The following is a 22,512-nucleotide window of genomic DNA, read 5'->3' as shown; positions in this document are numbered from 1 at the left end:
TATTTTTAGTCACGCAAACGGTTTCGTATTGATGAACATTGCTCTATAATGGACTCCGGTTTCCCTGCTTTCATGATCAGGGCTGGCGTTTAAAAGAGAGAATTTAAGACTATGGAAATTTTGCGTGGCTCACCGGCACTATCAGCATTTCGTATTACCCGCCTTTTGGCGCTGTTTGCTGAAAAACAGCTCCCTGTAACGGATATCTATGCTGAATATATGCATTTTGCTGAGCTATCAGCCCCATTAAGTAGCAGTGAGCAAGGTAAACTGAGTAGTTTGTTAAAATATGGTCCTTCTCTGGCAGAGCATGAGCCATTTGGAAAACTGATTTTAGTCACCCCACGCCCAGGAACTATCTCTCCTTGGTCTTCTAAAGCAACGGATATCGCGCATAACTGTGGCTTAACACAGGTTAAACGTATTGAACGCGGTGTTGCCTATTATATTCAAGCCGACTCACTGACAAGCGAGCAGTGGGATCTGGTCATCAGTCTGTTGCATGACCGTATGATGGAAACGGTTTTTGCCTCTTTTGAACAAGCCGAAGCGCTATTTGTTCAGCAGCAGCCAGCCCCAATGAAAGTGATTGATATTATCGCAGGCGGACGCCAAGCACTCGATACTGCTAACAAAGAGATGGGCTTAGCGTTAGCCGACGATGAAATTGATTATCTATTAGAGGCATTCACAGGGTTAAAACGTAACCCAACGGATGTTGAGCTGTATATGTTTGCGCAAGCAAACTCAGAGCATTGCCGCCATAAAATTTTCAATGCGGATTGGATTATTGATGGGGAAACACAGCCAAAATCCCTGTTTAAAATGATCAAAAATACTTTCGAAAAAACGCCAGATCACGTTCTGTCTGCCTATAAAGATAATGCGGCAGTAATGGAAGGCTCTTCAGTAGGTCGTTTCTTCCCTGAGCCAGATGGACGTACTTATCGTTACCATCAAGAAGATGCACATATTTTGATGAAAGTGGAAACTCACAACCACCCAACGGCAATTTCTCCATGGCCGGGAGCTGCAACCGGTTCTGGTGGTGAAATTCGTGATGAAGGCGCAACAGGTCGTGGTGCAAAACCAAAAGCAGGTTTAGTCGGCTTCTCCGTTTCCAACTTACGTATTCCGGGTTTTGAACAACCTTGGGAAGAAGATTTTGGCAAGCCAGAGCGTATTGTGACCGCACTCGATATTATGACGGAAGGTCCTTTAGGCGGCGCGGCATTTAACAACGAATTTGGGCGTCCCGCTTTATTAGGTTATTTCCGTACCTATGAAGAGAAAGTCAATAGCCATAATGGTGAAGAATTACGCGGTTACCATAAGCCAATTATGTTAGCAGGCGGTATTGGTAACATCCGTGCAGATCACGTTCAAAAAGGCGAAATTACTGTTGGCGCTAAGCTAATCGTTCTCGGTGGTCCTTCGATGAATATCGGTCTAGGCGGTGGGGCTGCATCATCAATGACATCCGGTCAATCTGCGGCGGATCTTGATTTTGCTTCTGTTCAACGTGACAACGCCGAAATGGAGCGTCGTTGCCAAGAAGTGATCGACAAATGTTGGCAGCTAGGCGATAAAAACCCAATTCTGTTTATCCATGATGTTGGCGCGGGTGGTTTATCCAACGCAATGCCTGAATTGGTGAGCGATGGCGGTCGTGGTGGTCGCTTTGAACTGCGTAAAATTCTGAATGATGAGCCGGGAATGAGCCCATTGGAAGTGTGGTGCAACGAATCCCAAGAGCGCTATGTGATGGCAGTTGCGCCAGAGCAATTAGCCTTATTCACAGAGATTTGTGAGCGCGAACGCGCACCGTTTGCTGTGATCGGTGAAGCAACGGAAGAGCGTCATTTAACCCTTAATGATGAGCACTTTGACAACCAGCCTATCGACATGCCACTGGATGTATTGCTGGGCAAAACGCCAAAAATGCTGCGTGATGTGACGACACTGAAAGCCGAGCCTGAATCACTGGATAGAACCGCTATCGATTTAACGGAAGCTGTTAAGCGTGTTCTGCATTTACCAGCTGTGGCAGAAAAAACCTTCTTAATCACTATCGGTGACCGTACTGTGACGGGTATGGTTGCACGTGACCAAATGGTTGGTCCATGGCAGATCCCAGTCGCTGACTGCGCGGTGACAACCGCAAGTTTGGATAGCTATTATGGTGAATCAATGTCTATTGGCGAAAGAACGCCAGTGGCACTGTTGGATTTTGCCGCTTCTGCGCGTATGGCTGTGGGTGAAGCACTGACCAACTTAGCTTGTTCTTATGTGCAAGACCTTAAGCGCGTGAAGCTGTCTGCTAACTGGATGTCTGCTGCGGGTCACCCAGGGGAAGACGCAGGTCTGTACGAAGCGGTTAAAGCGGTTGGTGAGGAGCTGTGTCCAGCATTAGGTTTGACAATCCCAGTGGGTAAAGACTCAATGTCAATGAAGACTCGTTGGCAGCAAAATGGTGAAGAACGTGAAATGACGTCGCCATTATCATTGATTATCAGTGCATTTGGTCGAGTTGAAGATGTTCGTCTAACGGTTACGCCAGAACTGAAAACTACGGCAGATAACGGCTTGTTATTAATCGACCTTGGTCAAGGTCACAATGCGCTTGGTGGTTCTGCACTGGCACAAGTTTACCGTCAGTTAGGTAATAAAGCGCCAGATGTCCGTGATCCAGCGTTGTTGTTAGGTTTCTTTAATACCATCCAAAAACTGTTATCTGAGCAGAAATTACTGGCTTACCATGACCGCTCTGATGGCGGGCTGTTTGTCACGTTAGTGGAGATGGCATTTGCGGGTCACTGCGGTATTAATGTGGATATCAGTTCATTTGATGAAGACACTTTAGCGGCGTTGTTCAATGAAGAGCTGGGCGCGGTGATCCAAATCCAAGGTGTGGATCGTCAATATGTAGAGCAATGCTTTAACGATGCGGGCTTAGCAGGCTGCGTTCACTATCTTGGTTCTGCAACTCATGACGATGCGGTGATCATCAATAGCCGTGATACGGTCGTTTATAATGGTTCCCGTAGTGCTTTGCGTGAGTGCTGGGCTGAAACTACATGGCAAATGCAGCGCCTGCGTGATAACGAAGAGTGCGCAGACCAAGAGCACGAAGCGAAGAAAGACAATCAAGACCCAGGTCTGAATGTGAAGCTGACTTACGATATCGCAGAGGATATTGCTGCGCCGTATATCGCGTCAGGCGTTCGTCCTAAAGTGGCTGTGCTGCGTGAGCAAGGGGTTAACTCCCACGTTGAAATGGCAGCAGCATGGGATCGCGCAGGTTTTGATGCTATCGACGTCCACATGAGTGACTTACTGGCGGGCAACTTGTCTCTTGAACAGTTCCAAGCGCTAGTGGCATGCGGTGGTTTCTCATACGGTGACGTATTAGGCGCGGGTGAAGGTTGGGCGAAGTCCATTCTGTTCAATAACCGTGTTCGTGATGAGTTTGCCTCCTTCTTCAACCGCCCAGACACTTTATCATTAGGTGTATGTAATGGTTGCCAGATGATGTCTAACTTGCATGACCTGATCCCTGGTGCTGAGTATTGGCCTCGCTTTGTACGTAACCGTTCAGAGCGCTTTGAAGCGCGCTTCAGCTTAGTGGAAATTGCAAACAGCCCATCATTACTGCTGCAAGATATGGCGGGTTCGCGTATGCCGATTGCGGTTTCTCACGGTGAAGGTCAAGTAGAAACCCGTGCACCTGCTCACTTAACTCAGTTAGAAAATAATGCGCTGGTGGCAATGCGTTTTGTGAATAACTACGGTCAAGTGACGGAGCAATACCCAGCAAACCCGAACGGTTCTGTGAATGGGATTACGGCAGTAACATCAATGGATGGTCGCGCGACTATTATGATGCCGCACCCTGAGCGTGTATTCCGTACGGTGAGCAACTCTTGGCACCCAGAAAACTGGGGTGAAGATAGTCCATGGATGCGCATTTTCCGTAATGCACGTAAGCAATTAGGCTGAGATTAAAACACCTGTTTTAATTTAAAGCTAAAAACTAAACACCCTGTAAGTCGCCTGATTTATAGGGTGTTTTTTATGCTTGAAGATTTTTAATAGAAAAATAATCATTATTTTTCTTTGAGTTACAACGACGAGTATTGAATTTTCAACGATGAACTTCCATTATTTTGCTATTCAAAAATAAGCCAATATGGAGTGTTAGATGCTTACGTGTTTTGATATTGCTGATTATTTTTTGTCTTGTTGTGATTCAGAAAGTGGCGAATTAATGTCCAATTTAAAAATCCAAAAATTGGTTTATTACGGGCAGGGATTCTCACTGGCATTGCTCAATGAAGCGTTGTTTAAAGAAAATATTGAAGCGTGGATGTATGGTCCAGTTATCCCTAAATTATATGAAAAATATAAAAAATATGATCAAACGCCATTGCCATTTAGCGGTTTAGATAAACGTAAATTTACTCAGGAGCAGCTGGATTTATTAGCGGAGGTTTACCATGTTTATGGTCAGTTTTCTGCATGGAAGCTGAAGGATATGACCTATCAAGAAGCGCCTTGGCGTGAAACTTACATAGATGGTAAAGAACCCGTCAGTATACCAATTGGTTTAATGAAACAATTTTTTTTGACTCGAATCGTGCATTAATATGTCATGAAAAAGCAGAAGAGCAAATTTAATGGGAAGATCATAAAACCCAGCAATAAATCAGAGGGTAATCTAGGAATACAAAAAAATATTACAGGTTATATTGCTGAAAATAACCCACCTAATTTTTCATTAAGATATTTGCAAAAAGGTTATTGCTTAGATTGCTGTGAGAAAGATGAAAAGGCTGCTTTATCTGATAAGCTATTTAAATTGAGCCAGATAACGTGGGCAGAAATAAAAAGTTTACCTCGGCATGGTTTAGGGTTTGAAAAAATAAGTCGCAGTTGTATTAAATCGAGTATTCCTCCGCATATTACAGATGATGTTGAGCTAATTGCATTTAGGTTTTGTGCAAAAAAGCCAATGGTAGGTTATAGGAAAGATTCAACCTTTTATCTTATTTGGTTGGATAGGACGTTTAAATTGTATAACCATACTTAATTGTACACTTAACTATGAATGAAAAGACAAATAAAAACCGCCCAATAGGGCGGCTGAAATAACAAGTCTAAAACAGAAAACCTTTATTCTAAAATAAACATCCCGTATGGGTGGATTTGCAAATAAAGATCTTCACCCACAGACGGTTGCAATTGAGTTGCGTTGATCTGCAATAGCATCGATTGGCCATGCCAATCTACCGTGACTTCATATTGCGGGCCCATATATGCCACATGAGTGATGGTACAGCGTTGGCTATCTTCACCTTGCTTGCTTAATGTGATGGCTTCTGGGCGAACACCGACAGTGATTTGGGTTTTATCTGTCATAAACTGCGCAGGTCGCGGTAAACGATAATTAAAGATATCCACGGAATCGCTGCTGAGTGTGGCTGGGAAAATGTTCGCATCACCCATAAAGCTCGCCATAAATTTGGAAGCAGGCTGGCGGTATAGCTCTTGCGGTGAACCTAACTGCATTATTTTACCTTTGTTCATTACCAGAACCATATCCGAAACCGCAAAAGCTTCGCTCTGGTCGTGGGTCACGTACAGTGAGGTAATATTAAATTGCTGTTGCAGTTCACGGATTTTTTCACGCATGCTGCGGCGTAAGTTAGCATCCAAGTTACTTAGCGGCTCATCAAATAACAGCACTTTCGGTTTTAAAATCAGAGCACGTGCCAGTGCCACTCGCTGCTGCTGCCCACCGGAAATTTGGTCAACGAAACGGTCTGCAAAGCCCGCTAAGTCTACCAGCTCTAATGCTTCTTCTACGCGCTGTTTGATTTCAGCCTTTGGTAAGCCAAGCATTTTCAAACCATAGCCTACGTTATCCCCTAACGACATATGCGGGAAGAGGGCATAGGATTGGAAAACCATACAAATATCGCGCTGTTGAATAGAGCGGTCGGTGACATCTTCGCCATCGATAAACATGCGTCCTTCCGTTGGTTTTTCTAAACCGGCGACTAAACGCAGCACGGTGGTTTTACCACAGCCAGACGGCCCTAATAGGGTGACCATGCTTCCTTGTGGGATGGAAAGACTTAAATCGTCAATGACCGTATTGTCGCCAAAGCGCTTAGTTATATTTTTTAATTCAACGAAACTTTTCTGTGTCATGTCAGTGACTCCATGATTACTGTGCATTTTTGGCTTTGGAACGTGAAACACGGGCTTCGCCAATTAAATAGTCAAATAAGAAGATAATCGCGAGCATGACCACGATCAGAATAGAACCGTAAGCAATCGCCACACCGTATTCACCATCTTCAACGCGGTTCAAGATATACGCCGTTGCAACGCGGGTATCTGGCGTAACTAAGAACACAATGGCGCTCACGGTGGTGATAGCACGGACAAAGCTATAGATCAGTGCCGACAAAATTGCTGGACGTAACAATGGCAGCAGGATGTGGAAAATTGTCCTCATTGAACCTGCACGTAAGCTGAGGGAAGCCTCATCTAGCGACTTGTCAATTTGGCCTAATCCCGCGATACCTGCGCGAATACCCACAGGCACGTTACGCATGGTCATGGAGATAATCACAATTGCCGCCGTCCCTGTTAAATAGAACGGTGTATCGTTAAAGGCGAGGATGTAAGAAACCCCAGCCACAGTACCCGGTACGGCAAAGCACAACATGGTGGTAAATTCGATGGTTTTCTTACCACGGAAATCTTGGCGAACCACAATATACGCGATAAGCAGACCCAAAATCGCGGTGATTGGTGCAGCGATACCCGCATATAACAAGGTATCTAACAGTGACGGCCATGCGCCATCATTCATGCCTTGACCAAACAGTTTGATAAAGTTGTCCAGTGTTAAGGTGTAGTCCACACCCCAGTTCACAGTGAAGCTTCCGTAGAAGATGCTGCCGTACAGTAAGATGTTAAACGCCACCCAAATACCCAGAATTGTTGTCACTGTTGCGACAAGAGAAACTGGCAGCGGTTGCACATCGCCACGATAAGATTTACCGGAAACGGTGACGTAAGAGCGTTTACCAATCCACATGTATTGCACACAGAACACCAGCAATGAGAAGACAAGTAAGGAAGCACCTAACGTACTGGCCGCTTGGTAATCCAGTTGGGAACCTGTGATATAGAAATAGATTTGCGTCGCCAGAACGTCGAAGTTACCCCCTAATACTAATGGGTTACTGAAGTCGGCAAGGGATTGCACAATCACGATTAAGAAGGCGTTCGCCAGTGCAGGTTTCAACAGTGGCATAAACACGTTGAAGAATGTCTGGTAGCGGTTAGCACGTAAGGTGTATGACGCTTCTTCCAGTGATGGATGGATAGTTTTAATCGCACCATCAAGGATCATAAAGGACATCGGCGTGAACGCGAGAACCTGCGCTAGCCAAATCCCAGTAAAGCCGTACAACCAGTTAGTATTTTCTAGCCCCATATAGGTCGCTAAAAACTCAGTAATATAGCCTGAGCGACCCATCATTAAGGTGACACCTAAACCGACAACAAACGGCGGGGTCACAATCGGTAAAATCGAGAATACGCGACCAATAATCGCAGAACGCTTAGCAATTCGGGTGGTATAAATCGCGAGGATCAGACCAAAGAAGGTACAGCCAACACCCACGGCTAGCGAGAGGAATACGGAGTTGATGATGACCTGAACAATATGCGACTGGGTTAAAATAGCCACAAATGCAAATGGTGCAAAATCTCCGTTCCCATCAGTAAACATCGGAATAAAAATTGCCACACTGGGAAATACGATAAACAGCGCAATCAGTGCGACAACGGTGATCAGGGAGCCAATCACAAATTGGTCGCCACCCAGCCACTCTAAGCGAGTGAGGGCATGGGTCATTATCATACCCAATGCAATAAACAGCGTAATGGCGGAGTAGCCTAATCCTGTGCCTACCAAATAGGCACTAATAATGACGACAACGGCGGTAATTGCAGCCACGGCGATGTCGATATAGTGACGCGTTTTTTGGTTGCGATCAGCGGCAGTGATGGGTCTTAACAGTAAAATAGAAGGCAATAGATACCATAGCCAACTGATATTGACACTGCTCCAGCCGTACGCAGCTAAGATCTCATCTTGGGTTGAGTCGAATAAGCCGTAGTCGAGGCTCCATGAGGGTAACAGAGCGAAGCCCAGCCAAGCTATCAGAATCCAAAGGAAGATACTGTCCTTTTTCTTCGAGGCTGTTAGGGTTAAGGTCTGAGGCATTGTTTTTCCCCTAAGTTCATTATTATTGAGTTAATAATTCATTAATTTAATATCATGATTTATAACGAAAATAATTATAAACTTAATTAATATTATCGTTCTAATGAGTGAGCCAAGCTGGAGCCGTCTGCGTGGCGCAGACACTCTTTGATTTGGCATCATTTTTTATAGTAAGTAGCTAATACACTAAATCGCGAAGCTCGCGAGTCTTACGTGAGCAAATCAGGTAAAGTGCGGCGACGGGCGCCGCACTCAACATCTTATTTACTCATTTTAACTTCAGTAACCCACTTGTTGATTAGATTCTTACGGACTTCAGCATCGCCGTATTTATCCATATCGTAGTTGATTAAGTTTAAGTCTTTGAGTTTCAGAGACAGTGGAGAAGACTCTGCGGTGGTGTTAGTCAGGATTTGGTAAGATTGACCTTGTTTCCAACTCAGTTCTTGGGCTTCTTTAGACAGAACGAAATCCACGAACAATTTTGCGTTGTCCATGTTACGTGCGTTTTTCAGAATACTGATCCCGCCGATTTCATAGCCTGTACCTTCACATGGCGCGATTAACTCTAATGGCGCACCATTTTCAACTTCTAAAGAGTAGTCATGCAGGAAGCCGATGCCGATAGCAGATTCGCCGCGAGCCGCGTTACGTGCTGGGGCAATACCTGATTTGGTATATTGGGAGATGTTCGCGTTCAGTTTTTTCAGGTAATCAAAGGCTTGCTCGTTGCCCCACAGTTGGTCAAAAGTCGCCAATGCAGTGTAGGCAGTCCCTGAACTTTGTGGATCCGCGATTTGAATTTCGCCTTTATATTCAGGCTTAGTCAGGTCTTTCCAGCAAGTAGGAACTGGTAACCCTTTCTCTTTTAAGCGATCTTTATTCACACCAAAACCTAAGATACCGATGTAAACCGCAGAAGAGTAGTTACCTTTACGTTTAGCTGGATCTTGGAATTGCGGCATGATTTGAGACAGGTTAGGGGATTTGTACGGCTCAAGCAGATCCATTTCACCCGCTTGTGAATGTGGATCTAAGGTTCCGCCATACCAGACGTCTGCTTGTGGGTTACGTTTTTCAGCTTCGATTTTCGCTAACGTACTGCCGGAACCGTTGCGAACAAACGTGGTTTTAACGTCGTATTTCTTAGCGAATGCTTGCGTTTCCGCTTCGCACATTGCGTTGGTCGCACTACAGTAAACCACTAAACGACCCGCTGCGTTTGCAGTGGTTGTAATAGCGGCAAGGGATAAACCTGCTGCAACGAGTGTAGAGAGAGTCTTAAGTTTCATTGTCAGTCCTTTATTCACGTTTTCGGATTAACTATTATTATGTGTCGGTGAAACTGCACCGGCTAAATGCTCTCTTTTGCTGACATTGGCAATCAAAAGAGGCATCAGTAGTAGCCCCATCAAAGCGGCTGCACTGGCGAGTAAGGTAAACATCCCTGACCAACCATAATTGGCAATCACTTGAGAGAGCGGCCATCCTGCGATTGCCGCCCCTAGATAAGCGTACAATCCAAGATAACCCGTTACCGTTCCAGCTGCCTTTTTATGACAATATTCTGTAGCAGCTAGACCGACTAACATCTGTGGTCCAAATACAAAGAAACCGTTGGCTAAGAAGCATGCAGCTAATAGCCCGTAGTGATGAATTGGTATTAACCATAAGGCATTCACAGAAATGAATAGACCTAAGGAAAACAGCAAAATCATCGGTGCGCGTTGCCCTCGAAACAGGAGGTCGGAACCCCAACCCGCGCACAGTGCGCCCAATAAACCACCTAATTCAAACAGTGCTAACGTGGCATTGGCACTTAATAAATTGCTTCCGTGTGTTTCGGTTAGCCATAAATTTCCCCAATCGTTTATCCCAATACGGATGAGATAAACCAAAATGTAGGTGAAACCGAGCAGCCAAATCATTGGGTTAAACACAATGGTTTGTTTTAAAATCACCCACATGGATTGTGGGGGAGAAAGCTGCTCTTGGCGTAACTCTAATGCATCATGTCGCCATTGCCCGACTGTGGGTAAATGTTCTTCTTTTGGCGTTCCTCTAAGCTGGCGACATAGCCATAAACCTAAAATCACACCAATAATGCCCGGAACGATTAACGCCATTTGCCAGCTATAATGGGTTGCGAGTAACGCGGTTAACAGTGGCAGTGCCATTCCACCAAGGTTGATAGAGATATTCCACAGTCCCCACCAAAAACCGCGTTCATTGCGCGAATACCAATGGGTTAGAATGCGCGCACAAGGTGGCCAACCCCAGCCTTGGAAAAACCCGTTTAGTGTCCAAACAACCAGCAATGCAGGAAACGATAAACAGTAGGCAAAAATGATATTGAGGATCCCCGTCATGACTAAACCTACCCCCATAAACCAACGGTAGCCTGTAATGTCGTGGAAAATACCGGATATAAACTTGGATAAACCATAAGCAAGGTAAAATGCGGAGGCGATCCAACCAATATCACTTTTGTCTAAAAACAGCTCAACTTGCATGACCGGCATAACAAAATTAAAGCTTTTACGAGTTAGGTAAAAAGCGGCATAACCGATGATCATAGAAAACATCAAGCGGCGACGCCAAAAACGGTAATTGCTGTCTAAACCCAGTTTGCTTTTACCTGTCATGATAGAGTTTCTCCCGTTTGGCAGAATGTAATGAAGTTTTTAAATAAAAGGATGAGATAAGGTATTAGGAGGCTAGGAAATATTCCTAGTTTTTCACTATTTCATTTCAAAATGTGGGCAAGTTAACAATTATTTTGGTACCACTTTGCGTTGTTAGCGTCCAGTCACCACCTAAGGCCCTGACTCGTTCCTCAATTCCGCGTAAACCAAAGCCTGATGTGCGTTTGCTAAAAGGAATGCCTACACCGTTGTCATCCACAATTAGCTGTATCGAGTCACCTTGTTGATTTAGTGAGATGTGGATTTTTGTGGCTTTGGCGTGCTTGCTGATATTGTTCAGTAGCTCTTGAACTAACCGGTAAAGGGTGAATAACACCGTTTCATTGGCTGGGGTTTCAGTTAATCCGTAATGGAAGTCACATTGAATATTGTTTTCTTTAAATGCAAATTCACCGATTAGATGGGTGAGTGCGTTTTCAAGGGACATTTCATCGAGTACAGGCGGACGTAATTGGCGCAATAGATGGCGGGTGGCTTGGTGGATCTGTAGTGCTAGCTCATTAATTTGGCTGGCAGCGTTATAGCTTAAATCGTTAGTCGCCGTTTTCTTCACCAGCATAGATTGGATTTGGATCGCGGTAATGTTTTGTCCAATCTCATCATGAAGTTCACGGGCGATATCTTTCTTCACATCTTCTTCGGTGTGCACGAGTTGGCGCATCAGGTCTCGACGGGCATGAAGTTCTTCTTCTAATCGCTGGCGGTAGCGTTGTAAATTACTTGAGAGTTGCTTCTGGCGGCTGATAGCAATGCCTAACCCGATACCAATCAAGGCTTGAGAGCTTAAAAACAGTTGTAGTTCTTGGAGATCATCAAAAGCCCCGTGGAACTGTCTTGCAAAGGTGATGATTAAGCTTCCCAGTAATGCGGATAACACACCGCCTTGCCAGCCATAACGGTATGCCATAAAAATATTGGGAATAAAAACTAATAAAACAATCAGTTGCTCAATTTCTGGGGCAAAGAAAATTTGGGCACTTAAACCAACAAGGCAGAAAAGAAAACACCAAATAATCAATGAAGTACGTAATTGCTTATCCGTGGTTCCGTAGTCAAGCAGCATATGATAGTGCTGTTCGTGCAAGTATTCATAGATAAGATAAACAAAGGGGGAGAGGAGAATTCCACCCGTAAATGTCGTTAAGAATAATTGGCTAATGGAATATTGAGACAAAAGCCCAAATAGCAAGGCATTGAGTATGCTATTGGCGGCCACACCAGCCAGTAACAAAATAAGCCGTTGCCAATAAAGGGTATATCGCCACCAAATATTTTGGATAACCATCGCAACCAGCAGGCTCAATATTGGGGATAACAGCAAAATAGGTTGAGTGAGTAATTGCTCTTGTGCAAGCCAGTAGGTCAGTAGCCCTTCAGCGAGTAAAACCGTTGGCCAGTAGCGTCGCCATAATAGGATCATCAAGGTGAGGCGTAAGGCTTGCGGTAGAAATAGGGTGGCTTGAAAGCTATTTTGGCTAAGATAAAAGCCGATGATCCATAACCCCACCCAAATCAGTGAGTAGGTAAATAATAGGAAGAGAGACTGTAATCCTAAACGAGCCGCTTTGTTCATTATTATTTACCTTGCTGGGACGTTACCTTGCTGGGACGTTACCTTGCTGGAACGGAAATCGGTCTATCGAGAAATGATGTTGTGTTCTAAGGCGTAGTGCACTAAATCAATGGTGCTTTCGCATTGCAATTTCCCGAGGACATTCGCGCGATGTACATGCACCGTTTTATGGCTGAGGTTTAATTGTTCGGCTATGACTTTCACACTGAGACCTGCCACCAGTAAATCAAAGACTTCGCGCTCACGGTTAGTGAGCTCTTGAATACCTTGTTTTTGCTGCGGTGTTTGGCGCAAGGCTCGCATTGCATCAGCACACAGGTAGCACCCACCTTGGTGAACAGAGCGTACCGCCTGGACTAATTCTTCAGGTCCGCAGCATTTGGTGAGATAGGCACTGGCGCCAGCATCAAGTGCACTTTGCACGAAAGCAGGGGTGTCATAGATGCTTAAAATAATGGTACGAAACTCGGGCTTTTTTTTACGTAAACGGGTTAGCAGTTGTAAACCGCTCTCATCTGGCATTGATATATCCATAATCGCCACGTCAATATCGAGGCTAATTAGGTGCGGCCATGCTTCTTGCGCACTCGCATATTGTCCCACAATACTAATGTCAGGTTCTAACGTCAGTAATTGGGCAAAACCGGAGCGAACAACAATATGGTCATCAATAAGGGCTATTTTTATCATTGTAATGTTAAGAGTAAGTAGGAGACCATTTGCCAGTCTTATATCAATATATGGATGGATAAGCTAGCGGAATAACATAAAATTCTGACGTACATCAGAAATGAAACGCGCAAGATCATAGCGATAATAAATAGGATGGCAATATTTTATTTGGGGATAAAGTGAGTTTGCCATCAAATAAAATAGATTTTGGTGAATGACTATACACTCGCTGCTAAAATACCGTGAAAGCGAGTGCGAGAATATTGTTAGATTATTTGGGCTTCAAGAATCGATAAATCACAGTCAGTTTTAATAAAGTTGGTGACTTTTAAGCCTGCTTGATGCAACAGCAGCTCAAAATCTTCTTTAGAACGTTCATCAGCACCCACGTTGATGTTGGTGCATAAAAGTCCCACTAATTTTCCAACATTAAGGTGATTACTGTGTGGGAAATGGTAATCAATCAATAGGATCTTTGATTCATCCTTCATGGAGCTACGAATGACGTTGAATATTTTTACCAGTTGTTGGTCGCTCCAGTCATGGGCTACCGTTTTTAAGATATAAAAATCCGCAGTAGGGACTTTCTCAAAGAAAGAACCACTTTCAATAGTCCAGCGGTTATCCTCGTTTAAATCATGAAGAATGTGTTTATCCGTCACGGCTTTTAGGTCAAAGAGGATACCTTGAGTATTCGGATTATTTTTTAATATTTCAGCAAGTAAGCCACCCGTTCCACCACCAATATCGGCAATCACGCTGTTTTCAGGGAATGAAAGTTGGGTGATGATAAATGGGATTTCAATGCGTGAGAGTGATGCCATGCCATCATGGAAACTATCAGCGGTATTTGCCTCATTTTCCCAGTAATCAAAAAAGGAGCTACCGAAGATATGTTCAAAAACAGGTTCTCCCCGCGCCATCGCTGAAAAATGCAATGAAGGGAGCCAAAATGTTTGGTCAGTGAGCATTAAGACGGCACTTCGCATTGAGTAAGGGTGTTCAGCTAACAGAAATTCAGCATCTGAATTCAATGCAAATTGGCAATCATCAATAGCAGAAAAAACATTTTGCGTGGCGAGTAGACGTAGAATTTGGTGGATTATCGTGGCATTAGCATCAACTTTTTGTGCAATTTGCTCTGCGGTTTGAGGACCACTTTGCAGATGTTCAGCCAATTCTAACTTCACTGCCGCACGTAGGGCTGCTTGAAAAATAAAACCAACGGATTTGTGAATTAATCGAACGCCAGGTTCCAGATGAGAAAAAACATAGGATGACGACAAGCTCATAGAGTCTCCGTATATGAATGAATAGGGTATTTTTATTAGGAACTTGAAGTATCGTAGGGAAGGGAAAAACCATCAAAACTATAAATTAACTATACCAATATAAAAAACAATAAGATCACGAGGTTACACTAATTTTTATTGTTATCTGGATGTAGCTTAACCTAAATGTCTAATATTGGCGACAAACATGGATCTTTAGTGTCTCTAAAAGGAGACATTTATCTTATTGATAAATAAAGCATTTAAAAACGAGAGGATTCACTGTCTTAAATTGGAGACAGATTTGTGTTGGGTAAGTGGCGTTTTTCTGTATTCAGATCAATTCAGAAATGATGTAAATGAGTAAGAAGATAAATTTTGATAAGAATCAATGAGATAAAAATCCCATTGAAAAGTTGGCACGGGTTGTGCATAATATTTGTCAGTTGCTCATTCAATTGCTTATGTAGGTCCAAGCTTGGGGAAACCTAGCAAATGGGAACATACCACATAAAACCCGAATGATGCCAAAGTAAGGTGCCTACCGTCCGATATCATCGATATTCGCTTTCGAGCTTTATCAAACACAGGGCGACACGTGGAGTGAGGCACCACCTATATGATTATCTTTAATGAAAGACATAATCATATGCAAAAAATCGACATTCAAGCGTAATGCCGAGTATCGCTGGCGGAGGTGAGAAGCAATTCTTCCCTCCGCCTTCCCATTTCTGGGGTATCAACATTCCTTTCTATGAGTTTATCCTTTCTATCAAGTTTATCCTTTTTATCGAATTAATCCTTCCGTTCTATTGTGGTGTTTTTATCTGAAATCATTCACGTTTCAGTCACTTTTTTGGCATGTTCATTGCTATCTATTTGTTTATTGGTTTCTCTATCATCAATGTAAACAGCACTTTTCGCATTAACTGGAGTTCTGCTACCATTGAATTACATATAAATAGGTAAGAGATGAATGCGTTGAGTAAATTGCGTCTTTTTCCGCGCTCATTGCGGCAGTTAGTGGTCATGGCTTTTTGGTTAGTCCTTTTACCATTATTGGTATTGGCTTATCAGGCTTATCAAAGTCTAGAACAATTGAGTAATCAGGCTGCGGATATCAATAAAACTACGCTGCTTGATGCTCGGCGCAGTGAAGCGATGAGTAGCCTCGCGCTGGAAATGGAGCGCAGCTATCGCCAGTATTGTGTATTGCAAGATAAAGCCTTACAGACGCAGTATGAAAAGCAGTTTGCTGATTATGAACAGATGCTGGAACGCCAAAAAACTATTTTGCCAGAGACACCTGAAGTGCTAGGGCTCTTTACTGGCCTGCAAAAGCTGAAAGCGATTAGTTGTGAAAATAATGAGCCGATGGAAGCCACGACTAAAGTGTTAGAGCAATTCTCAGCGCAAAATACGGCTGTCGTTCAGCAAACTCGAGAGGTTATTTTTAGCCGCGGTGAACAGCTTCAAAAAGCCATTGCGAATAAAGGACAATTATTTGGTTGGCAAACACTGATCCTCTTCTTGCTAAGCGCACTGTTGGTGACCTTATTTACTCGTATGATTATCGGCCCAGTTAAAATCATTGAACGTATGATTAACCGTTTAGGAACGGGACTGACTCTGGAAAATGATACTGACCGTTTTAAAGGCCCAAGAGAATTGCGGATCATTGCTCAGAGAATTATTTGGTTAAGTGAACGGTTGGCTTGGTTAGAATCCCAGCGCCATGAGTTTTTGCGTCATATTTCCCATGAGCTGAAAACACCATTGGCCAGTATGCGAGAAGGAACAGAATTATTGGCAGATGAGGTTGCAGGTCCGTTAACTAGCTCACAAAAAGAGGTGGTTGATATTCTTGACCAGAGCAGTAAGCATCTTCAGCAACTTATTGAACAGCTTCTTGACTATAATCGGAAATTAGTCGATGAGCCGCCCGTTGCCCAGCAAGTTGATTTGAAAAAGCTTATTGAAGATATTGTTAATGCACATAATTTACCCGCAAGAGCGAAAGGTATTATCACCGATGTCCGCTTAAAAGTGGAAAGTTGTCTTGCAGAACCGACCTTACTCGGAAGGGTTATTGATAATATCTACTCCAATGCGGTGCACTATGGTGGCGAATCAGGTAATATTTGGATCTCAAGCCGCAGGACAGGGAATAAGTTACTCATTGAGGTTGCCAATACGGGCACGCCTATCCCTGAGTCTGAGCAAAATATGATTTTTGAACCTTTCTATCAAGGCAGCCTCCAAAGAAAAGGTGCCGTCAAAGGAAGTGGGTTAGGGCTTAGCATCGCGCAAGATTGTATTAAGCAGATGGGTGGTGAATTATCATTAGTGCCACATAAATCCGCGGATGTTTGCTTCCGAATTGAATTGCCTTTAACCGCAGAGAACGAATAATAATGCAAAACAGGTCTACAGATTTCTTGGCGGTATTGTGTAATGCAGTACTGTCGAAGACAAAAACAATCTCCATTCGCCGTGGGACAAGCGTTAAGTCTTCCCGCGTAGGCACTCCTTTGGGAATGATTTTATTCTCGCTCATTTTAACGGGGTGTGTGGCGAAGAACGGTCAATCACCATTAGAAACTCTCGCTAAAGTCGTTATTCCAGAAGTGAAAACCACGGATTACCGTTACGCTTCTTGCGAATCAATTTGGGAAAATCAAGAACCTATCTCACAGGAAAATGCCCTCTATTGGTTACGTATGATGGGCTGTGTGGATAGAATGGATGCTGACAAAGCACGTGCCGAAGCGAAAAAGATTGAAGTGAATGATTGGTCTACTTCATTTACCAAAAATATTCTCTTAGGCTCAGCGGAGCCGACAATCGCTGAGCGTCGCCAAATGCTTGATAGCATCAACACCTATAGTTTGAGCTTCCCAACACCAATTCGCCCATTATTGCAATTGTGGCGCGAGCAGCAGGTTCAAGTGATTAACCTTGCAGATGCGAATGCCCGTTATAAACGTATGCAGCAGGAGATGGATGCAAAGCTTGACCGTCTAAAAGAAGATAATGCCAAGCTGCGTTTTGAGCTTAATAATACTTCCCGCAAGTTAGAGAACTTAACGGATATCGAACGCCAGCTCTCTTCTCGCAAGAAAAATGCGAATGAAGTTGAAAAAGAAGATGAAGCCGCTGTTGCTGCGCCAGCAGAAACGAAGCCAGCCCCAGCCGAACAAAATTCCTCGGAGAATAAAGCACAATGACCGGCCGTAAGTCAGCTAACTTACTTTTGGTGGATGATGATCCTAGCCTGCTAAAATTGCTTGGTATGCGTTTGAGCAGTGAAGGTTTTAAAGTCTCAACAGCGGAGAGTGGGCCTGAAGCACTAAAATTACTCCAGAAAGAAAAAATCGACCTCGTTATTAGCGATTTACGCATGGATGAAATGGACGGTATGGCGCTGTTTGATGAAGTGCAAAAAGCCCATCCGAATCTTCCGGTGATTATTTTAACGGCTCATGGTTCGATCCCTGATGCGGTTGCGGCAACGCAGCGCGGGGTGTTTAGTTTCTTAACCAAACCCGTTGATAAAGACGCGCTTTATAAAGCCATTGATGAGGCATTAGCATTATCTTCTACACCGATGAGTGATGAAGAGTGGAGCGCTGGCATTGTCACGCGTAGCCCGCTCATGATCCGCTTGCTTGAGCAGGCGCATATGGTGGCGCAATCGGATGTGAGTGTGCTGATTAATGGGCAAAGTGGTACGGGTAAAGAAGTATTAGCGCAAGCAATCCACAAAGTGAGCCCACGTGCTCATAAACCGTTTATCGCGATTAACTGTGGCGCATTACCTGAACAATTGCTGGAGTCTGAACTGTTTGGACATGCTAAAGGCGCGTTTACAGGTGCAGTCAGTAGCCGTGAAGGGCTGTTTTTTGCTGCCAGCGGTGGGACGCTCTTTTTAGACGAAATTGGTGATATGCCGATGCCGCTGCAAGTCAAACTGCTGCGTGTTCTGCAAGAACGTAAGGTTCGCCCGCTAGGAAGTAATCGCGATTTAGATATTGATGTACGCATTATTTCTGCGACCCATCGTAACTTACCGAAAGCGATGGAAAAAAACGAGTTCCGTGAAGATCTCTATTATCGTTTGAATGTGGTGAACTTGCGGATCCCTGCGTTGAATGAACGCTCGGAAGATATTCCGTTATTAGCGAATCATTTATTACGTGAAGCTGCGAGCCGCCATAAACCCTTTGTGCGCAGTTTTTCGAGCGATGCGATGAAGTGCTTGATGACTGCAAGTTGGCCCGGAAACGTGCGCCAGTTAGTGAACGTGATTGAGCAGTGTGTCGCATTGACGACATCTCCAGTGATCAGCGAAGCCCTCGTTAGCCAAGCTCTGGAAGGCGAAAATACGGCGCTACCGACCTTTGTGGAAGCGCGTAACCAATTCGAATTAAATTATCTGCGTAAATTATTGCAGATGACCAAAGGCAACGTGACCCAAGCTGCACGCATGGCGGGACGCAACCGTACTGAGTTTTATAAATTACTTGGGCGTCACGATTTAGAAGCGAATGATTTTAAAGAATAAAACCTTTATAGCCTAAAGGATTAAGGGAGAACAAACACGTTATGAGCCGTAAGCTTAATATCTCACTGGCACAACTTAACTGGCTGGTTGGCGACATCGAAGGCAACTGTGATCGTATGTTGCAAACTGTTGAAGAACAGGCTGAAAATACTGATATTGTCATGTTTTCTGAGTTGGCTCTAACAGGGTACTCCCCTGAAGATTTACTCTTCCGCCACGATTTTGAAGAGCGTTGCACCGCACAATTAAAACGTTTACAACAAGCTAGCGGTCAATGCGGGATCATCGTGGGTCACCCGTGGTACGAAGATAATGAAATTTATAACGCATTATCATTTTTCTACCAAGGAAAGCTATTAGCCCGTTACTTTAAGCAAGAGCTGCCTAATTATGGTGTTTTTGATGAGCCTCGTTATTTCACTGCAGCAGAAAAAACCTGCGTGGTGGAATTCAAAGGCTATCAGCTCGGTTTACTGATTTGCGAAGATATTTGGTATGACGAACCGATTGATGCGGTGAAAGGGGCGGGGGCTGAGTTGGTTCTCACCATTAATGCTTCACCGTATGATTTAAACAAAGAGCACATTCGCAGTGATCTGCTGGTGGAACATGCTCAGCGTACCGGTTTGCCGATTGTCTATTTGAACCAAGTGGGCGGACAAGACGAACTCGTATTTGATGGCGGCTCGAAAGTGCTGGCAAACAAAGGCAAGCAAGTCTACCAAATGGCTGAATTTGCAGAGCAAGTGGCGACAGTCACCTTTGAAGATGCGAAATTAGTGACTGAGCAGCCGAAGCAGCCTGAAGTGTCGCAAATTGCTCAGGTGTATCAAGCATTAGTCTTAGCAACCCGCGATTACATCAACAAAAATGGCTTTAATGGGGCGATTTTAGGGTTATCCGGTGGGATTGATTCAGGATTAACTGTGGCGATTGCGGCGGATGCTATCGGTAAAGATCGCGTTCAAGCCGTTATGATGCCGTTCCGTTACACCTCTGAAATGAGCATCCATGATGCTAAAGAGCAAGCGGAATTACTGGGTGTTGAGTTTGATATTGTCTCCATCGAACCGATGTTTGATGCCTTTATGACGCAATTGCAGCCGATGTTTGAAGGTACTCAACCGGATACCACGGAAGAAAACTTACAAGCCCGTTGCCGCGCCGTGATCTTAATGGCGATGTCCAATAAGCGTCGCCGTTTAGTATTGACGACCAGTAATAAAAGCGAATCCGCAGTTGGGTATTCAACCTTGTATGGTGATATGGCGGGGGGCTTCGATGTCCTTAAAGATGTGCCAAAAACGCTGGTCTTTGAACTGGCTAAATATCGTAATACAATATCGCCAGCAATTCCGCAGCGCGTGATTGATAGACCACCTTCAGCGGAACTGGCTCCAGGGCAATTAGACCAAGATAGTTTACCGCCTTACGATGTGTTAGATGCCATCTTAGACGGTTATGTAGAAAAAGATTTATCTGTGGCTGACCTTATCAAGCTCGGATTTGATAGAGAAATTGTTCGCAAAGTTGTGCGTCTTGTCGATATTAACGAATATAAGCGCCGTCAGGCTCCTGTTGGACCGCGGATCACAATGCGTAATTTCGGTAAAGATCGTCGTTATCCGATTACCTCAGGTTTTGGCCGTAAAAACTGGTCATAACAGGAACTGAAAATGAAAAAAATTGATGCAATTATAAAGCCATTCAAACTTGATGATGTGCGCGAAGCGTTAGCCGAAGTGGGGATCACGGGTATGACGGTGACTGAAGTGAAAGGCTTTGGTCGCCAAAAAGGTCACACTGAACTGTATCGTGGCGCGGAATATATGGTGGATTTTTTACCAAAGGTAAAAATTGAAATCGTTGTGCCGGATGATATTGTTGAAAGCTGTGTAGAAACTATTATGCAAACGGCGCAAACCGGCAAAATCGGTGATGGAAAAATCTTTGTGTATGATGTCGCTCGCGTAATTCGTATTCGTACGGGTGAGCAGGATGAAGAAGCGATTTAACTAGAATGAAAAATGCGGTAACGGGATAAATATATCCTACATGGGATGATAATATATTTATATGCGAGTCCGTTACCGCAAAATTAAAAATAATTTAAAACTAAAGCTTTAAAAACAATCCACTATAATGAATAACCGCGGTTAATTTAACGGTAATACTTTATGAGGGCCAAAACACTCATAATGAATATTATCGGCAGTAACACCCATTTCAATTAGCTGTTTTCCAACATGCTGCATAAAGCCAACTGGTCCACAGAAATAGAATTGCATATTTGGCTGAAGCATTTTCTCTTTAACTTGCGTTAAATCCAGTAATCCACGGTATTGGTAATCTTCACCCAGTTGATCTTGTGGCGCAGGTTGATTAAACCAGACTGCTGAATGACCTTGGGTATGTTGTGATATCAACTGGCTAACTTCTTGATTAAAAGCGTGTACATCCCCATTTTCAGCAGCATGTAGCCAATTCACAGGTGCTTGATGTTGGTGCGTGGTGAGGTGGTTAAGCATGCTGAGCATTGGTGTTAAGCCGACGCCAGCAGAAATTAAAGTCACTGGTGTTTTCGGTTCGACATCAAGGTAAAAATCACCGCATGGTGGCGCTAAACGAACAATATCGCCTTCATTGAGATTTTGATGTAAGAAGCCAGAAACGGTGCCTTGCTCTTCACGTTTCACCGCAATACGGTAGGTTTTCCCATTTGGCGCAGTAGTGAGTGAATACTGGCGAATTTCTTGATTTTCAAAACTATTTTCATTCAGGTACACAGTAATATATTGCCCTGGACGATAATCCGCCACCGCTTTACCATCTACCGGAGTGAGTTCAAAACTGGTGATAACAGCACTTTGAGGTTGTTTTTTAGTGATTTTGAATTCACGTAAACCTTCCCATCCGCCGGACTTTTCCGCGTTTTCACGGTAAATCGTGCTTTCACGGTTAATGAAAATATCCGCCAACACGCCATAAGCTCTTCCCCAAGCATCCAACACTTCTTGACCCGGGCTCAGTAGCTCATCAATCGCAGCGAGAAGGTTTTCCCCGACAATCGGGTAGTGCTCAGGTTTGATATTTAAACTGGCATGTTTCTGGGCAATTTTCTCCACTGCGCCAATTAACGCTTCGGGGGTTTCAATATGGACTGCATAAGCGCAAATGGCGTTGAATAGGGCTTCACGCTGATCGCCATTCGTTTGATTTCTCATATTGAAAATATCTTTCAGCTCAGGATGTTGTTTAAACATTCTGTCATAAAAGTGAGCGGTTAATTTAGGGCCAGTTGCTGCGATGGCAGGGATGGTGGATTTAATTGTGGCGATAGTTTGTTGGTCAAGCATACAGGCACTCCTGAATTATTTTCATAATATTATGAATTTATAAACATGTATTTTGCATGCAAC

At 44.0% G+C, this 22,512-nt stretch carries 16 protein-coding genes; 8 read left to right on the top strand and 8 right to left on the bottom strand.

Going from position 1 to position 22,512, the window contains the following annotated elements; translation table 11 throughout:
* Nucleotides 1–111 precede the first annotated feature (111 nt).
* The 3 genes from purL (at nt 112) to GKR48_RS17470 (ending at nt 5,089) form a co-directional block, all read left to right on the top strand.
* Entirely contained in the window at nt 112–3,999 is a 3,888-nt protein-coding gene (gene purL / locus GKR48_RS17480; RefSeq protein ID WP_154628987.1) for a phosphoribosylformylglycinamidine synthase, read from the top strand.
* Between the two features lie 268 nt (nt 4,000–4,267).
* The gene (locus GKR48_RS17475; RefSeq protein WP_230088712.1) at nt 4,268–4,645 is read left to right on the top strand and encodes a Panacea domain-containing protein; all 378 of its coding nucleotides are present in this window, start codon (nt 4,268–4,270) and stop codon (nt 4,643–4,645) included.
* 6 nt (nt 4,646–4,651) lie between these two features.
* Nucleotides 4,652–5,089 (top strand): hypothetical protein, encoded by a 438-nt coding sequence (locus GKR48_RS17470; RefSeq protein WP_154628985.1) that lies wholly within the window; start codon nt 4,652–4,654, stop codon nt 5,087–5,089.
* An 83-nt stretch (nt 5,090–5,172) separates the two neighbouring features.
* Here the strand turns inward: GKR48_RS17470 and fbpC are convergent, their stop codons facing one another.
* The 7 genes from fbpC to GKR48_RS17435 form a co-directional block, all read right to left on the bottom strand.
* Nucleotides 5,173–6,213, bottom strand: coding sequence for a ferric ABC transporter ATP-binding protein (gene fbpC, locus GKR48_RS17465; protein ID WP_154628984.1), 1,041 nt, complete (start codon nt 6,211–6,213; stop codon nt 5,173–5,175).
* Between the two features lie 16 nt (nt 6,214–6,229).
* Nucleotides 6,230–8,308: an ABC transporter permease gene (locus GKR48_RS17460; RefSeq protein ID WP_154628983.1), complete on the bottom strand. Its 2,079-nt coding sequence runs from the start codon at nt 8,306–8,308 to the stop codon at nt 6,230–6,232.
* Nucleotides 8,309–8,568: 260 nt separating this feature from the next.
* Entirely contained in the window at nt 8,569–9,600 is a 1,032-nt protein-coding gene (locus tag GKR48_RS17455; protein ID WP_154628982.1) for an ABC transporter substrate-binding protein, read from the bottom strand.
* Between the two features lie 27 nt (nt 9,601–9,627).
* On the bottom strand, nt 9,628–10,953 hold the full coding sequence (gene uhpC / locus GKR48_RS17450; protein WP_154628981.1) for an MFS transporter family glucose-6-phosphate receptor UhpC: 1,326 nt from the start codon (nt 10,951–10,953) through the stop codon (nt 9,628–9,630).
* Nucleotides 10,954–11,059: 106 nt separating this feature from the next.
* On the bottom strand, nt 11,060–12,586 hold the full coding sequence (locus GKR48_RS17445) for an MASE1 domain-containing sensor histidine kinase (RefSeq protein WP_154628980.1): 1,527 nt from the start codon (nt 12,584–12,586) through the stop codon (nt 11,060–11,062).
* A 63-nt stretch (nt 12,587–12,649) separates the two neighbouring features.
* Nucleotides 12,650–13,276: a response regulator transcription factor gene (locus tag GKR48_RS17440; RefSeq protein WP_154628979.1), complete on the bottom strand. Its 627-nt coding sequence runs from the start codon at nt 13,274–13,276 to the stop codon at nt 12,650–12,652.
* 248 nt (nt 13,277–13,524) lie between these two features.
* Nucleotides 13,525–14,550: a methyltransferase gene (locus GKR48_RS17435; RefSeq protein WP_154628978.1), complete on the bottom strand. Its 1,026-nt coding sequence runs from the start codon at nt 14,548–14,550 to the stop codon at nt 13,525–13,527.
* Nucleotides 14,551–15,501: 951 nt separating this feature from the next.
* Here GKR48_RS17435 and GKR48_RS17430 point away from each other — a divergent pair.
* Genes GKR48_RS17430 through glnB form a run of 5 tightly spaced genes read left to right on the top strand, consistent with a single transcriptional unit; the run spans nt 15,502 to nt 21,108 of the window.
* Nucleotides 15,502–16,941: a sensor histidine kinase gene (locus GKR48_RS17430; RefSeq protein WP_154628977.1), complete on the top strand. Its 1,440-nt coding sequence runs from the start codon at nt 15,502–15,504 to the stop codon at nt 16,939–16,941.
* A gap of 2 nt (nt 16,942–16,943) precedes the next feature.
* Nucleotides 16,944–17,756 (top strand): two-component system QseEF-associated lipoprotein QseG, encoded by an 813-nt coding sequence (gene qseG, locus GKR48_RS17425; RefSeq protein ID WP_154628976.1) that lies wholly within the window; start codon nt 16,944–16,946, stop codon nt 17,754–17,756.
* Nucleotides 17,753–19,093, top strand: coding sequence for a two-component system response regulator GlrR (gene glrR, locus GKR48_RS17420; RefSeq protein WP_154628975.1), 1,341 nt, complete (start codon nt 17,753–17,755; stop codon nt 19,091–19,093). Before qseG ends, glrR begins: the two co-directional genes overlap by 4 nt.
* A gap of 41 nt (nt 19,094–19,134) precedes the next feature.
* Complete coding sequence (locus tag GKR48_RS17415) at nt 19,135–20,757, top strand: NAD+ synthase (protein WP_154628974.1); 1,623 nt, start codon at nt 19,135–19,137, stop codon at nt 20,755–20,757.
* Nucleotides 20,758–20,769: 12 nt separating this feature from the next.
* Nucleotides 20,770–21,108 (top strand): nitrogen regulatory protein P-II, encoded by a 339-nt coding sequence (gene glnB, locus GKR48_RS17410; protein WP_004921424.1) that lies wholly within the window; start codon nt 20,770–20,772, stop codon nt 21,106–21,108.
* Between the two features lie 141 nt (nt 21,109–21,249).
* Here the strand turns inward: glnB and hmpA are convergent, their stop codons facing one another.
* Nucleotides 21,250–22,449: an NO-inducible flavohemoprotein gene (hmpA, locus tag GKR48_RS17405; protein ID WP_154628973.1), complete on the bottom strand. Its 1,200-nt coding sequence runs from the start codon at nt 22,447–22,449 to the stop codon at nt 21,250–21,252.
* Nucleotides 22,450–22,512 lie beyond the last annotated feature (63 nt).

Origin of the sequence: Providencia sp. wls1943 (assembly GCF_009706275.1) — a bacterium.
Taxonomy (GTDB): domain Bacteria; phylum Pseudomonadota; class Gammaproteobacteria; order Enterobacterales; family Enterobacteriaceae; genus Providencia; species Providencia zhijiangensis.
This window is presented reverse-complemented; position numbering and strand designations above follow the sequence as displayed.